14 protein-coding genes are annotated in these 15,352 nt (G+C 60.7%); 12 read left to right on the forward strand and 2 right to left on the reverse strand.

Annotated elements, in window-relative coordinates:
- Window positions 1-4: 4 nt before the first annotated feature.
- Window positions 5-454: a type VI secretion protein gene (locus C2E19_RS17710; RefSeq protein ID WP_129394378.1), complete on the reverse strand. Its 450-nt coding sequence runs from the start codon at window positions 452-454 to the stop codon at window positions 5-7.
- Between the two features lie 226 nt (window positions 455-680).
- On the opposite strand from C2E19_RS17710, the gene tssB reads away from it, so the two are divergent.
- From tssB to C2E19_RS17770, 11 genes are all read left to right on the forward strand, one after another.
- Window positions 681-1,223 carry a type VI secretion system contractile sheath small subunit gene (gene tssB, locus C2E19_RS17715; RefSeq protein WP_064117633.1) on the forward strand — a complete coding sequence of 181 codons (543 nt, stop codon included), beginning with the start codon at window positions 681-683 and terminating at the stop codon, window positions 1,221-1,223.
- A 30-nt stretch (window positions 1,224-1,253) separates the two neighbouring features.
- On the forward strand, window positions 1,254-2,735 hold the full coding sequence (gene tssC / locus C2E19_RS17720; RefSeq protein WP_129394379.1) for a type VI secretion system contractile sheath large subunit: 1,482 nt from the start codon (window positions 1,254-1,256) through the stop codon (window positions 2,733-2,735).
- A 186-nt stretch (window positions 2,736-2,921) separates the two neighbouring features.
- Window positions 2,922-3,419, forward strand: a complete 498-nt coding sequence (locus C2E19_RS17730) for an Hcp family type VI secretion system effector (RefSeq protein ID WP_129394380.1) — start codon at window positions 2,922-2,924, stop codon at window positions 3,417-3,419.
- Window positions 3,420-3,434: 15 nt separating this feature from the next.
- Window positions 3,435-3,878: a type VI secretion system baseplate subunit TssE gene (tssE, locus tag C2E19_RS17735; protein ID WP_129394381.1), complete on the forward strand. Its 444-nt coding sequence runs from the start codon at window positions 3,435-3,437 to the stop codon at window positions 3,876-3,878.
- Entirely contained in the window at window positions 3,862-5,655 is a 1,794-nt protein-coding gene (tssF, locus tag C2E19_RS17740) for a type VI secretion system baseplate subunit TssF (protein WP_129394382.1), read from the forward strand. The genes tssE and tssF overlap by 17 nt, the downstream gene beginning before the upstream one ends.
- Complete coding sequence (tssG, locus tag C2E19_RS17745; RefSeq protein ID WP_129394383.1) at window positions 5,619-6,644, forward strand: type VI secretion system baseplate subunit TssG; 1,026 nt, start codon at window positions 5,619-5,621, stop codon at window positions 6,642-6,644. The genes tssF and tssG overlap by 37 nt, the downstream gene beginning before the upstream one ends.
- Window position 6,645: 1 nt before the next feature.
- Complete coding sequence (gene tssH / locus C2E19_RS17750) at window positions 6,646-9,186, forward strand: type VI secretion system ATPase TssH (RefSeq protein ID WP_129394384.1); 2,541 nt, start codon at window positions 6,646-6,648, stop codon at window positions 9,184-9,186.
- 41 nt (window positions 9,187-9,227) lie between these two features.
- Window positions 9,228-10,127 (forward strand): hypothetical protein, encoded by a 900-nt coding sequence (locus tag C2E19_RS17755; protein WP_129394385.1) that lies wholly within the window; start codon window positions 9,228-9,230, stop codon window positions 10,125-10,127.
- A gap of 59 nt (window positions 10,128-10,186) precedes the next feature.
- The gene (locus tag C2E19_RS29425) at window positions 10,187-10,855 is read left to right on the forward strand and encodes an endonuclease/exonuclease/phosphatase family protein (protein ID WP_129394386.1); all 669 of its coding nucleotides are present in this window, start codon (window positions 10,187-10,189) and stop codon (window positions 10,853-10,855) included.
- Between the two features lie 32 nt (window positions 10,856-10,887).
- Window positions 10,888-12,897: a type VI secretion system tip protein VgrG gene (gene tssI, locus C2E19_RS17765; protein WP_129394387.1), complete on the forward strand. Its 2,010-nt coding sequence runs from the start codon at window positions 10,888-10,890 to the stop codon at window positions 12,895-12,897.
- Window positions 12,898-12,909: 12 nt separating this feature from the next.
- Window positions 12,910-13,452 (forward strand): toxin-antitoxin system YwqK family antitoxin, encoded by a 543-nt coding sequence (locus C2E19_RS17770; protein ID WP_129394388.1) that lies wholly within the window; start codon window positions 12,910-12,912, stop codon window positions 13,450-13,452.
- 233 nt (window positions 13,453-13,685) lie between these two features.
- Here the strand turns inward: C2E19_RS17770 and C2E19_RS17775 are convergent, their stop codons facing one another.
- Window positions 13,686-14,081, reverse strand: a complete 396-nt coding sequence (locus tag C2E19_RS17775) for a DUF4280 domain-containing protein (protein WP_129394389.1) — start codon at window positions 14,079-14,081, stop codon at window positions 13,686-13,688.
- A gap of 190 nt (window positions 14,082-14,271) precedes the next feature.
- On the opposite strand from C2E19_RS17775, the gene C2E19_RS17780 reads away from it, so the two are divergent.
- On the forward strand, window positions 14,272-15,339 hold the full coding sequence (locus tag C2E19_RS17780) for a phosphotransferase family protein (protein WP_129394390.1): 1,068 nt from the start codon (window positions 14,272-14,274) through the stop codon (window positions 15,337-15,339).
- Window positions 15,340-15,352: the final 13 nt, after the last annotated feature.

Consider the following 15,352-nt stretch of genomic DNA (forward strand, 5'->3'; position numbering starts at 1 on the left):
CATTTCAGTGCTCGTCGGCGTTGACCAGACTCATCTCGCGGCTGTCGAATTTCAACCACGCTTCGCTCTGATCATCGAGCCGCAAGCGGTGCGCTCCGGGAGTGTTATAGCTGGCGAAGACCAAAAGTCCAGCGGCCTTCTTGCCGCCCAAAGGGAACGGTTGGCGGTCGATGAATTGCCCCGGCACCAGCTCCAGTCCCCAGACGCTCATCAGTTGACGATAGTCGCGCTGATACTGCTCGCGCCCGGCAAACCACTGGCTGGCACTGATCGCCGATAATTGCTTGAGCAGATCGGGGTCGGCGACCGCAATGAAATCCACGGCGATCGGCGTGTCGTCGTTGGCCTTGGGCGCGACATCGAGGGTCAGGCTGTCGAGGTCGACCTTCGGCCCGAAAAAGGAACAGCCCGCCAGCAGCGCAAACAGAAACGCTACAAAAAATCGTCCGTACAAAATGAATTTTCCTTTTCCCGAGCCTGTCCAAAAATGTTTTCGCTTGCATTTTTATAGACCTGTTCTAGCGTCTTGGGTAGTTCGGCAGGCACTGCCGAATGAGGAAGGTTTGTCAAAGGAACGACAGGTCATCTGCTCCCCTTTCTAACCTACGGTCCAGTAAGGGAAAGCGATGAACGGGCCTCCCGATGCATTGCGCCCGCCCATCGCATCGGAGTCCGCCGACATGGCAGAAAGTACTCAGCACAAGCTCGACCGGGTGCGCCCGCCCCGAGTGCAAATCACCTACGACGTCGAAATCGGCAACGCCATCGAGAAAAAGGAACTGCCGCTGGTGGTCGGGATTCTTGCCGACCTCTCCGGCAAGCCGCTTGAACCATTGGCAAAACTGACTGAACGGCGTTTTACCGAAATCGACCGCGACAACTTCAACGAAGTACTCGCCTCGATCGGCCCGCGCGCCACGCTGCAAGTCAACAACACCCTCAGCGGCGACGACAGCAAGCTCAATATCGAACTCAATTTCAAACACATCGACGACTTCGACCCGGTCAAGGTGGTGGAGCAAGTCACCCCGCTGCGCCGTTTGTTCGAGGCCCGCCAGCGTCTGCGCGATCTGCTGACCAAGCTCGACGGCAACGATGATCTGGACAAGCTGTTGCGCGATGTCATCGCCAACACCGAAGGCTTGCAAGAGATCAAATCGGCCCGCCCAGACACCGCTACCCCGGCAGCTGATGCCGAGGCGCCGGCCGAACCGCAAGCCTGATCATCCACCTGATTCGAGGGAGAATTCGTCATGCCCGCTTCTGCTCAGAAACAAGCCAGCGACAGTACGACCGAGACACTGTCCCTGCTCGACCAGATCATTCTCGACGGCCGCATGGCCCACGATGACAGTCAGCAGGATTACGCCCGCGACATGCTCGCGGAATTCGCCACCCAGGTGCTTGACGAAGGCATGGCCATCGACAAGGACACGGTGGCGATGATCAACGACCGCATCAGCCAGATCGACGAACTGATCAGCGCCCAGCTCAACGAAGTGCTGCACCATCCCGACCTGCAGAAACTCGAAGCCTCGTGGCGTGGCCTGCACATGCTGGTGCAGAACACCGAAACCAGCACCCGGCTGAAACTGCGCCTGCTCAACGTCACACAAAAAGAGTTGCAGAACGACCTGGAAAAAGCCGTCGAATTCGACCAGAGCGCGCTGTTCAAGAAGATCTATGAAGAGGAATACGGCACCTTCGGTGGCCATCCTTTCAGCTTGCTGGTCGGTGACTACACCTTCGGCCGTCACCCGCAGGACATTGGCCTGCTGGAAAAACTCTCGAACGTTGCCGCTGCCGCGCACGCACCGTTCATTGCCGCCGCCAGCCCACGCCTGTTCGACATGAACAGCTTCACCGAACTGGCAGTGCCGCGTGATTTGTCGAAAGTCTTCGAGAGCCAGGAGCTGATCAAGTGGCGCTCGTTCCGCGAAAGCGAAGACTCGCGCTACGTCTCTCTGGTGCTGCCGCATTTCCTCCTGCGCCTGCCGTATGGCCCGGACACATCGCCGGTGGAAGGCATCAATTACGTCGAAGACGTCAACGGCACCGATCACAGCAAATACCTCTGGGGCAACGCCGCGTGGGCGCTGTCGCAACGCATCACCGAAGCGTTTGCCAAGTACGGCTGGTGCGCGGCGATTCGCGGTGCCGAAGGCGGAGGTGCGGTGGAAGGTTTGCCGGCGCATACCTTCCGTACCAGCTCTGGCGATCTGTCGTTGAAGTGCCCGACCGAAGTGGCGATCACCGACCGCCGCGAGAAGGAGCTCAACGACCTCGGTTTCATCGCCCTGTGCCACAAGAAGAACAGCGACGTCGCGGTGTTCTTCGGCGGCCAGACCACCAACAAATCCAAGGTCTACAACACCAACGAGGCCAACGCTAACGCGCGGATCTCGGCGATGTTGCCGTACGTGCTCGCGGCATCGCGGTTCGCGCATTACCTGAAGGTGATCATGCGCGACAAGGTCGGTAGCTTCATGACCCGCGACAACGTGCAGACCTACCTCAATAACTGGATCGCCGATTACGTGCTGATCAACGACAACGCGCCGCAGGAAATCAAGGCGCAGTACCCGTTGCGCGAGGCACGCGTGGACGTCACCGAAGTGGCCGGCAAGCCGGGCGCCTATCGCGCGACGGTGTTTCTGCGGCCGCACTTCCAGCTTGAGGAACTGACGGCGTCGATCCGCCTGGTGGCGACGTTGCCGCCGCCGGTTGCTGCCTGACGAAAACAATTTTTTGCGCCAGTGAAGAACCCTGTGGTGAGGGAGCTTGCTCCCGCTGGGTCGCGAACCGGCCCTTCCTTTAAAGGCATGGGCCTGCTGCGCAGTCCAGCGGGAGCAAGCTCCCTCGCCACAGGTTCAATGTTCAGCCCATTTGCCTAATGTGATCTTCTTCAGGAGTTTCAAGCGATGGATGCAATCATTCTCGACCTCGGCGGCGATATCAAAGGCGACAGCCTGCTCGAAGGTTTTGCGGACAAGATCGAAGTCATGTCCTACAGCCACAACGTCGCCATGCAAGTCACCAACGACGTCAGCAACTCGGAGCGCACCTCCGGCAAACCGCACGTCGGCGAGTTCACCCTGACCAAATTCGTCGACAGCTCGACGCCGTCCCTCAACGAATACTGCTGCGCCGGCAAACCGATTCCCGAAGCCATCATCACCATCGGCCGCAACGCCGCCGAGGGCAGCGGGCAATTGATGCCGTTTATCGTCTACACCCTGACCAACGTGGTGATTTCCAACGTCAGCGTCAGCGGCGGTACCGGCGGCAAACCGGTGGAAACCCTGTCGCTGAACTTCACCAAGATCAAATGGGAACTCACCGCACAGAAGGACGATGGCACCAAGGAAGGCACCGCCGCGTCGACCTGGGACATGGCCGCCAACAAGCTTGTCAGTTAACCCGGCGTCGCGGCCATGGCAGGCACCGGCATCCTCCCACCGTTGTTCGAACGCCTCGCTTCCAGCGAGGCGGACGGTGCGCGGGAGTTCGATCGGCAGGATCTGCTCGACTCGGTGCACGCCGAGCTCGGGCGCCTGTTCAATACCCGCCGTGGCCCACGCACGCTGACCCAGCCTCCCAGCGTGATCGACTACGGCATCGCCGACTGGAGCGCTCTGCAACAGCAGCGCAGCGATGACCGGCGGCGACTGGCGCGGGACATCCGCGAAGCCATCAACCACTTCGAACCGCGCCTGCGTCTGGGCGAAGTTCAGGTCAATCCCGTGCCCGAGCAACCGCAGCAGATGAGCATTCGCCTGATCGGCGAGTTGCGCAGCGGCCAGCAGCACTGGCCGGTAGCGTTTGTCATCGAGCCCGGCGGACAAGGACTGGAGGTGCGCCATGAGCGACTCGATTGACCCGCAACTGCTCGACTATTACCAACGCGAACTGACCTGGCTACGGCACGCCGGCGGCCAGTTCGCCGAGCGTTATCCGAAAGTCGCGCGGCGCCTGGAACTGTCGCCCGGCGAATGCCCCGACCCGCATGTCGAGCGTTTGCTCGAAGGTTTTGCGCTGCTCGCCGCACGCCTGCAACGGCGCCTGGATGACGACTACGCCGAGTTCAGCGATGCCCTGCTCGAACAACTCTATCCGCTGGCGATGCGTCCGCTGCCGTCTTGCGCCATCGTCCAGTTCGAACCGGATCCGAGCAAAGGCAACCTCGACGAAGGCTATCCCCTGCCCCGCGACACGCCGTTGTTCGTCACCACTCACAAGGGTGAAAGCCTGCACTTTCGCACCTCTGCCGCCGTGTGCCTGTGGCCGGTTGCAGTGACCGAAGCGCTGTTGCTCGGCAGCGATGAAGCGCAGGCGTTGACCGGCGTGGCGCAATCACGTTCGGCATTGCGCCTGAGCCTGAGCTGCCTGGGTGAAAGCCAGTGGTCCGAGCTGGGCATTCAACAACTGCGCATTCATCTGGCCGCCTCGCCGGTGGTCAATGCCTGCCTGTATGACTTGCTCGGTGCGCATGCCGTGCAGGTGCTCGCGGGATCACCCGGCAGCGTGCCGGCGACGGTGCCGGGTTTACCGAAAGTCGTCGGTTTCAGCGATGACGAAGTGCTGTTGCCCGATGAAGATGGCGTGCACCCGGGCATGCGCCTGTTGGCCGAGTACTTTGCCTTCCCGGACAAATTCCATTTCTTCGACCTGCCGCTGAGCGGTGTCAGCAGCGACAGCCAGACCTTGTATCTGTACATCGTTTTCGACCGTGCACCCACCAGCCGCGTGCATTTGCAGGCCAGTGATATCGCCCTCGGCTGTGCGCCGGTGATCAACCTGTTCCCGCGCACGTCGGAACCACTGCGCCCCGACGGCACGCGCAGCGAATACCGGCTGATCGCCGACAGCCACCGCGAAAACAGTGTCGAGATCCACAGCATTCGCAGCGTGCGCGCCAGTTCCAGCGCCGGCGTGCAACGGCTGCCGGCGTATTACGGCAGCCAGCACAGCGGCGGCGATCAGCAGCGTTACTGGCATGCGCGGCGCGTCAGCGGAATGACCCCGAACCGCCTCGGCAGCGATATCTTGCTCAGTGTGGTCGACACCCGCTTCGACCCACTGACCGATCTGCCCGATTACAGCCTCACCGCCGAATTGCTCTGCACCAATCGTCATCTGGCGCAGAGTTTGCCCGCCGGCACCCCGCTGGGTTTCGAGCGTCCCGGGCCGGTGGCCTGGGCACGCCTGCGCAATCCGCCGAGCCCGCAAAGCCTGCCGCGACTGGACGGTGATTCGCGTTGGCGGCTGGTGTCGCAACTGACCCTCAATCACTTGTCGCTGGTCGAAGGCCCGCAGGCGCTGGACGCGCTGAAGGAGATTCTGCACCTGCACAACCTGCGCGATGAGGCCAGCGCAATCCGCCAGATCGAAGGCCTGCTGAGCCTCGGTTGCGAGCGGGTGATCGGTCATGTCGGCGCCGATGCCTGGCGTGGTTGGCGCAATGGTCTGGAGGTGCAACTGCAGCTCGATCCACAGCATTTTGTCGGCAGTAGCGCGGTGTTGTTTTCCGCCGTGCTGGCGCAGTTCTTCTCGGTGTACGCCACGGCCAATCGCTTTGTGCGCACGGTACTCATGCAGGCTGACAAGGAGGTCAAGGCATGGCAACCCCAAGCCGGCATGCCGCTGTCGCTCTGACCCTGAGCCAGCGTCTGCGCCGTGATCCGCAGGCGTTTGAATTGTTGCAGGCGTTGCTGCTGCTGGAGCGCGAACAACCGCAAGCCGAATCCCTCGGCAGCGGCACAGCGCCCCAAGCGGAAGCGCTGAAACTGCGCGGGCCGTTGACGCCGATGTTTGCCGCCAGCCAGATCGAAGATCTGCGCGAAGAACCCGGTGAGCCGTTGACCATCGACACACCGGTCTTCGGTCTTGGCGGACCGGACGGCCCCCTGCCCTATGCCTACCAGGAATGGCTGCAACAGCGGGCGCGGGCCAAGGATCATGCGCCGGCGGCGTTTCTGGATCTGTTCCAGCATCGCCTGCTCAGCCTGCTCTACAAGGTGATGCGCAAACACCGGATCGCCCTGGGTTTTGTCACGCCCGGTGCTTCGCCCGTGCAGGCACAACTGCGCGCACTGACCGGGTTACTACCGAAATCCTTGCAGGAACGCCAAGCCGTTCCCGATTGTGCAGTGCTGGCCTGTACCGCGCTGTTTGCCGATGGCCGACGTTCGCTGGCCGGGTTTGCGGCGATCGTTCGCGAGCAATTCGCCGTGCCGGTTGAGCTGAGTGCCTACGAAGGTGCGTGGCGCGAAATCCCGCTGGCCAGTCGCAGTTTGATCAAGGCTGGCGGACGCAATCTGCAGCTCGGTCGCACCGCCGTGGCGGGGACTCGGGTCTGGGATGAACACGCCGGCATCCGCTTGACGCTGGGGCCGCTGCCCGCGACGCAAGCCGGGCGTTTTTTGCCGGACGGCGAAGCGCATCCGGCCCTGGCCAACCTCGCCGCGTTGTATTTCGGCCCGGACCTCGACGTCAGGCTGGTGTTGCTGGTGCGTGGCGCCGGGCCGATGAAGCTTGGGCGTCAGGCGCCAGCGCTACTCAGCTGGAATGGCGGTTTGCAACGTCAGGCCAGCCTTGCGGTGCAAACCATTGAAACCCGTCTTCGTCAGCTGGAGATCACCTGAAATGGAACTGGCCAGCCTGATCGGACGCCTCAACCCGGACAATCGCCGGGCGCTCGAACGCGCGGCGCAACGGTGTTTGCAACGCGGGCATCACTTTGTCGAGATTGAGCATTTGCTGCTGGAACTGCTCGACATCGAGGGCGGCGACCTGGCTTTTCTGCTGCCGCGTTTTGGTCTGGAACGTGATGCGCTGACGGCGGAAATCAACAAGGCACTGGACCTTTTCAAGGCTGGCAGTACCCGCACGCCAGCCTTGTCGGGGCATACGCTCGGGTTGCTGGAAGACGCGGTGGTGCAGGCCAGCGTGCTGGGCATCGACAGTATTCGTTCCGGGTTGCTGTTGCTGGCGTTGATTGATCGCGATGAGCGCCGCAGCCTGCTGCTCAACAGTGCGTCGTCGCTGCTGCGTATCCCCAAGGAAGCCCTGCGCGCCAACCTGTTGGAGTGGACGGAAAACTCGCGCGAACATGTCGGTGCGCGAAACGTATCCGCCGGTCATCCTGCGCCACGGCAAGACTCGGTGCTCGATCAATACACTCAGGATCTGACCGCCGACGCCCACGCCGGACGCATCGACCCGATTGTCGGGCGCGACGGCGAGATCCGTCAGTGCATCGACATTCTGTTAAGGCGCCGGCAGAACAACCCGATTCTGGTCGGCGCTCCCGGGGTCGGTAAAACCGCCGTGGTCGAAGGCCTGGCCTTGCGCATCGCCGCCGGCGATGTGCCGCCGTCATTGCAAGACGTCAGCCTGCGCGTGCTCGACCTCGGTTTGTTGCAGGCTGGCGCCGGGGTCAAAGGCGAATTCGAGCAACGTTTGAAAGGCGTGATCGACGCGGTACGCAACGCCGACAAACCGATCATCCTGTTCATCGACGAAGCCCACACGCTGATCGGCGCGGGCGGTGCCGAGGGTGGCAGTGATGCCGCCAACCTGCTGAAACCGGCGCTGGCCCGAGGTGAGTTGCGCACCCTCGCCGCCACGACCTGGATGGAATATAAAAAATACTTCGAGAAAGACCCGGCCCTCGCCCGGCGTTTTCAACTGGTGCAGGTTGAAGAGCCGGACGAAATCACCGCCGTGGAAATGCTCCGTGGCGTCGCCGCCAAACTCGAGCAGCACCACGGCGTGCAGGTACTCGATGCGGCGATTCACGAAGCGGTAAAACTCTCGCACCGCTACATCTCCGGCCGCCAGTTACCGGACAAAGCCATCAGCGTTCTCGACACTGCCTGCGCCCGCGTCGCCCTCGGCCAGCACGACGTGCCGCCGCCACTGGAAAGCCTGCGCCACCGGCAGAACAGCCTGAAAGACGAAGTCGAACGCCTGCGCCGCGAACAGGCCACAGGCCTCGATCACCGTGAGCGCATCACCCTGCTGGAAGATGAATCGAAAACCAATGTGCAAGCCATTCGTGAACTGGAAACCCGCTGGGGCGAGGAACGTGTGGCCGTGCGCGAACTGCTCGTGACCCGCCGCGAATTACTCGATTTGAGTGAGCGCGCCGACAGCGACAAACCCGATGAGGCCACCGACAGCCGCATCGATCATCTGGCCGCCGAACTGCTGCGCCTTGAGGCCGGACTGGACGCGATTCGCCAGGACGATCCGCTGGTGCCGGAACAGGTCGACGCGAAAACCGTCGCCGCCGTTATCGCCGGCTGGACCGGCATTCCCGTGGGCAAGATGCTCGCCGACGAAGCCCACGCCGTGCGCACCCTTGGCACGCGGATGGGCCAGCGCGTCATGGGCCAGAGCACCGCGCTCAACACCATCGCCCAGCGCTTGCAAGCCTACCGCGCCGGCCTCACCGACCCGCAAAAACCGGTCGGGGTGTTCCTGCTGGTCGGCCCCACCGGCGTCGGCAAAACCGAAACCGCCTATGCGCTGGCCGACGCCTTGTATGGCGGCGAGCGCAACCTGATCAGCATCAATCTTTCCGAGTACCAGGAAGCCCACACCGTCAGCCAGCTCAAAGGTGCGCCGCCCGGTTATGTCGGCTACGGCAGCGGCGGCGTGCTGACCGAAGCGGTACGGCGCAAACCCTATTCGGTGGTATTGCTCGATGAAATCGAGAAAGCCCATCCGGATGTTCTCGAAGCGTTCTACAACGTTTTCGACAAAGGCTTGATGGAGGACGGCACCGGGCTGGTGGTGGATTTCAAGAACACCGTAATGCTCGCCACCAGCAATGTCGGCGCGGAACTGTTGCTCGACACCCCGGTCGCGCAACTCGGCAGCGATGCCTTTAACGAAGCGCTGCACAAAGTCCTCCTGCAAGCGTTCCGCCCGGCGTTTCTGGCGCGCATGACCGTGGTCGCGTATCGGCCACTGGACGAGGCGACGCTGGAAGGCATCGTGTTGGCCAAGCTGGAGAAATTGCGTGGCCGCTACAAGGCGGCGACCGGCAAACAGTTCGAATTTGATTCAGGGATTGTTAAAGCGGTGCTCGCCAAGTGCAGCGCAGCGGGCGCGCGCGATGTCGAGAATGTGTTGATGACGCAGGTGACGGGGAAGTTGGCGGAGTGGGTGTTGGAGTAAATGGGTAACTCAATTTACTAACATGTGATCAAGGCATCGAAATGACTACTTACGCAACGCTGTGCACAGCGGAAATGTCCAAGGCAGAAAGCGATAGAAACCATGTAGGAGGCGTGTGCAGAGTCAATAAGGACGATAAATACCTGGTCACCTTCCACAACAATGGTTACAGCACACCTGCCTCCCCGCCGATGATGGGCGAAACGGTTCTGCAACTCGATCCTGCACCACGGATTCCTCCTGTCAGGGCTTCCGTCAAGAAAGACATGGAAATGCTGCACCAACACTCTGCCCAGCGGGAATATGCCTATTGGGAGCAAATGCACAAAGCCGTCTCTACCGGTCAGACAAGCTACGAGTTCGAAGCCATGCAACTGCATCGGGAAAGACTCCAATGCGGGCTGGATGACTATGCAAGGTGCGTAGCGATCGTCAAGGCACGCCAACTGGCCAGTGTGGAGGAAAAGCGCAAGGCCGCGGCTAAAACCATGTCTGATCGATTTGACGCGAGCGCGCATGCCACGATGATTTCGGCAAAAACCGAAGAAGAATATGTTGCCTTGCAGAAAAGATCTTTGACCTACCCCCATGAATACACCACACCACAGATCGCCAATACGATGGGCGGCCATGCGGAAGAAAACTTCATCCGGGCGTGGGCATCCCTGTGCACGCATATTCCTGAAAAAATAACCTTCATCGAACTGTTCATCACTCGCATGCCTTGCCCGGATGATTCATCCGGCTTCTGGATCGGGGCGAATCTTTATAAAGAAGGCTGCATGGGCAAACTCGCCAAGCTGATATCGCTGGCGGATGAGGCCATACACTGGGAAATAACTTACACACAAACCTTGAATGGTCATGACCAGGCGTTTGCGCAGTCGCTTTCAAGATTCTTTCCGCCTGAGCGGGTGGTCTTTGCCGCAATGGGCACCTGATCTCCCGCGAATGAAAGAAGATTTATGACCTGGCCTGTAAGCGACGAAGGTTGCCCCCGATGAGAATTGGTAGTTTCAATATCGAAAAAAATGGCAAGTCCTCGACTTTGGACAAACAGACTCAGGTCGAATTCTTTCTCAGCAAGTGCTGTTCCAGCGATGACTGGAACGCCGATATAGTTTTTTTATGCGAAATACATTCGGCGCAAACGGATAACTATTCTTCGTACTTGGCGTCGGTCTATCCCCTCTACAGGGTTTGTGCCTTTACGGGTGGTTATTCAAACGGGTACATCGTCATGGTCAAGGCTTTCGAAAAGCTACAAGTGTGTAGCCAAGGCAGTCTGCATGGACTGAATCGTGATCTGATCGCTATAGAGGTTTCTGGTGTAAACGGCTACACGGGTTATGTTTTTCTCGCGCATTTCAAATCCGGCCAAACCGGGCTGACCAAAAGCCAACTCAAGTCCTGCACCGCGCTGGGAGGCAAGTGGGTCGCCACCGGCGATCTCAACCTGGATTACACCAAAGTCGGCCAGCTCGACACCGCTGGCTTGGCCTATGAATGTTGGGGCGGGCAGCAGACTCAAGCCAAAGGCGGGATTCTCGACTGGGTCCTGGCGTCGGCAGACGTGACCGTCAACGTCGTCGACATCACCGGGCTGGCGCATACCTTCGACATGTCTGGCCCGGATCACCGGCCGATTCTTTTCGACGTCACCGGTTGAAGTGCAATTTCTGCTGACTTTGAGGATGTTCGATGCCGCGTTCCGTCGACAGCAATACTTCGCTCTCCCTCACCGCCACCTCACTGTCGGCGCTTTTCCCTGAATCGCTGTCCGGCGAAGAAGCGCTCAATGCGCTCGGCTCACAAATCCTCAACGGCCTCAATGACGGCACCGCGCTCACCCTGACCAGCGCTGTCGCCAGCCACGTCACCACGACGTTGCACAACGATGCCCTGGTCCGCCCGTTCGATGCGCTGGTCGCCGAGATCCGCCAGCTCCCCGCCGATGCTACCGCTGAGCGCTATCAGCTGTTGTTGAGGCCGTGGCTGTGGTGGCTGACGCTCGGCAGCAACAATCGTATTTTCCAGAACCTTGCCACCTCCGACATCGTCACGACGATTTTCAAGGCGTACGGTTTTACCGATTTCAAACTGTCGCTGACCGACAGCTACACGCCGCGCGAATACTGCGTGCAGTACGGCGAGAGCGATTTCGCCTTCGTCTCGCGGCTGCTCGAAGAGGACGGCATCTTCTGGTTTTTCACCCACGACGCCGGTAAGCACACACTGGTTTTGGGCGACAGCAATGACGCCTTCGTGCAGATTCCCAACGGGCCGAAGGTCAGCTATCTGGGGCAAGGCCTGGGGCTGCGCGAGTTGCACGGGATCCGCTCGGGGCAGGTGTGTTTGCAGGCGGTGGCCGGGGTCTATCGGGCCACCGATTACGAATTCACCACGCCGACCACCTCGCTGTATGGCCAGGCTGAAGCAGTGGCCGGCCCGCTGTCAGTCTATGAGCATCCGGGCGGTTACAACGCCAAAGCCCAAGGTGATGCGCTGACCAAGCAGCGCGTCGACGGTTTGCGCAGTGAAGAGAAACGCTTTGTCGGTGAGAGTGACTGTCGCTGGCTGATTCCCGGGCATTGGTTCACCCTCGACGGGCATGACGACAGCAGTCTGAACATCGATTGGGTGGTGACGCGGGTCACCCATGACGCCAGTCACGAAAGCTATCGCAACCGCTTCGAAGCGATCCCCAAAAGCACCGCGTTTCGCCCGCAGCGCACCACTCCGAAACCACGCATGCATGCGCAAACAGCGATCGTCGTTGGCAAATCCGGCGAGGAAATCTGGACTGACGAATACGGGCGGATCAAGTTGCAGTTCCCCTGGGATCGCGACGGCAAGAACGACGAGACCAGTTCCTGCTGGGTGCGCGTGGTGCTGCCGTGGAGCGGCAAGGGTTTCGGCATGCAGTTTGTGCCGCGCATCGGTCAGGAGGTCATCGTGACCTTTATCGACGGCGATCCGGATCGACCGCTGGTGACCGGTTGCGTCTACAACGGCGACAACGCCCTGCCCTATGCGCTGCCGGCCAATCAGACTCAGTCGGGGATCAAGACCCAGTCGTCCAAGGGGGGTGGCGGCTTCAATGAATTGCGCTTCGAGGACAAGAAAGACGCCGAAGAAGTATTCTTGCAGGCGCAGAAAGATCTGAACATCAACGTGCTCAACGACACCACCGCCACCGTCGGCCACGACGAAACCCTCACGGTACAAAACGCGCGCACGCGCACGGTGAAGGACGGCGACGAAACCGTCACGCTGGAAAAGGGCAAACGCAGCGTCACGATTCAGACCGGCAGCGACAGCCTCGAAGTGAAAGACAGCCGAACGGTGAAAGTCGGCGCCGATCAGAACCACAGCACCGGCGGCAACTACACCGACAAGGTCACCGGCGATTACAGCCTGACCGTGGATGGCAACCTGACCATCAAGGTCAGCGGCACCCTCACCCTGCAAAGCGGCGGCAGTTTCACCATCAAGAGCGGCGCCGATCTGGCAACGTCGGCCAGCACTTCGATCACGCAGAAGGCCGGCACGGCGCTGACCAATCAGGCCGGCACTTCGCTGGACAACAAGGCCGGCACGACGCTGACCAACGACGCCGGCATCAGCCTGACCAACAAGGGCGCGGCCTCACAGACCGTCGACGGTGGCGGCATGCTGACCATCAAGGGCGGCCTGGTGCAGGTCAACTGACAAGGACAAGCCATGGCGATCATACCGCTGGATCTGCAGCAGGCGGACAAGCAGCTCAAGGGACGTTTGCAGGACGGTCAGCTCGACGGGCCGCTGAACATCAAGGATGACGGGCGCAAGCAGGCCGATCTGCATTACCGCGAGGGTGAGTTGCAAGGCACGTCACTGCTGTATCACCCGAATGGCAAGGTCTCGGCGCAAATGCCGTTCGTGCGCGACAAGCTGCAAGGGGTCGCGAGTTTTTACGCACCGGAGGGGTTTCTCCAGCGCAAGGCGACCTATCGGCGGGGGTTGTTGCATGGCGAGGCGTTCAATTACTTCCCGGACGGGCAAGTGGCGGAGGCGGAGTTTTATCGCGATGGCGTACGTGAGGGGCGTTATCAGCGCTTTCATGCCAATGGCAAACCGGCGCTGGAAGCTCGGTATCTGAATGGGCAGTTGATCGAGCCGGAGCAAGGTTATGCCGAGGACGGTCGACCGCTGGGCGCCGATGGCAAGCCGATTTCGCGGGTGCGCTGGTGGTATCAGCGGTGGATGGATCCGCAGCAGGTCTGAAAGCTCAGAAAAGCCCCTCACCCTAGCCCTCTCCCAGAGGGAGAGGGAACTGATCGGGGGAGATTGGCGAATTACGGCGATTTGAAAGACATGCTGTGAATCCGTAATCGACTCGGTCGCCTAGATAGGCACTGTGCTAATAATCGACTCGGTGATTCAGGTCGATGTATAGCGCAAGACATCTCGGTCGGCCCCCTCTCCCTCCGGGAGAGGGCTGGGGTGAGGGTAACGGTTCAGGGAATCAGCATCTGCATCTGCCCCGGCATGACAATCTTGATCACCCCCGCCCACGTGCACATCAGCGTGCTGTTGGCGTCGATCGCCGGCATCCCGCCCAGCAACAGCGTCGGCGCTCCACCGGGGATCCATGGCGCTGCGGTCGCCGGGATGCACGGCATCGGCGTCAACACGCCAAGCGCAGCAGCCGTCGCGGCGGCGACCATCGGATTGGCCAGGCTCATGCATACCCCGAACGGCAGGATGTTGACCAACGGGATGTGGTCCATGATGTTCGCCGCCGGCATGCCGCCAGTCAGCGTGCGATTCACCGGCAGCACGTTGAGCATCGACGGCGCGGCGCCAAAACTGCATTGCAATGTGGCACTGGCACAGACTTGCGGACAGCCCATCTCAAGCCTCCTTGGCGAACACGGCATACCCGCTAAACCTTAGCCTGCGATCGCCCGGCGCGCACATTCCCAAAGGTGATTATCCGGCAACACGCTAACCTATAAGACCGACCCGCGCTTGTGACCGCCCGAGCGCGCCATTAGATTAGCCAATGATGTCTGGCCTCCAAAATAAGCAGAAGGGATAAGCATGGCGCTTACTGACCAGTCCACCCGTATCCGCTCTGGCGAAGAACTCGATGCCAGCCTGATCGATCCGTACCTCAAGGCGCATATTCCGGGCCTGAGCGGCTTACCTGCAATCAGCCAGTTTCCCGGCGGTGCGTCGAACCTGACCTACCTGCTCGAATACCCGGAGCAGGAATTCGTCCTGCGCCGTCCGCCGTTCGGCCACAAGGCCAAATCCGCCCACGACATGGGCCGCGAATTCCGCATTCTCAATCAGCTGCGCGACGGCTTTCCGTATTGCCCGAAAGCCTACGTGCACTGCACCGACGAATCGGTGATCGGCGCCGAGTTCTACGTGATGGAACGGGTCAACGGGATCATTCTGCGCTCGGAACTGCCGTCGGAACTGGGCCTCGATTCGGCGAAAACCGAGGCACTGTGCAAAAGCTTCATCGACCGTTTCGTCGAACTGCACCGCGTTGACTACAACGCTTGCGGCCTCGGCGATCTGGGTAAACCCGAAGGCTACGTCGCCCGCCAGATCAAAGGCTGGAGCGAGCGCTACGAAAAGGCCCTGACCCCGGACGCGCCGCACTGGCAAGCGGTGAAAGCCTGGCTCAACGACAAGATGCCGGCCGACCACCCGACGTCGAGCATCGTCCACAACGACTACCGCTTCGACAACGTCATCCTCGACCCGCATAACCCGATGCAGATCATCGGCGTGCTCGACTGGGAACTGACCACCCTCGGCGATCCGCTGATGGACCTGGGCAACACCCTCGCCTATTGGATTCAGGCCGACGATCCGGCGCCGGTGCAATTGATGCGCCGCCAGCCGAGCCACGCGCCGGGCATGCTCACCCGCCGCGAATTCGTCGATTACTACGCCGAACGTTCGGGCATCCAGATCGACAATTTCGACTTCTACTACACCTACGGCCTGTTCCGCCTGGCCGGCATCGTGCAGCAGATCTACTACCGCTTCTACCATGGCCAGACCCAGGACAAACGCTTCGCGCAGTTCATTCACATGAACAAACTGCTGGAGCAGATGAGCTTGCAGGTCATTGCGAAATCGAGCCTCTGACGGCCCACAACCA

The organism is Pseudomonas sp. DTU12.3, from assembly GCF_004124275.1.
Lineage (GTDB): Bacteria > Pseudomonadota > Gammaproteobacteria > Pseudomonadales > Pseudomonadaceae > Aquipseudomonas > Aquipseudomonas helmanticensis.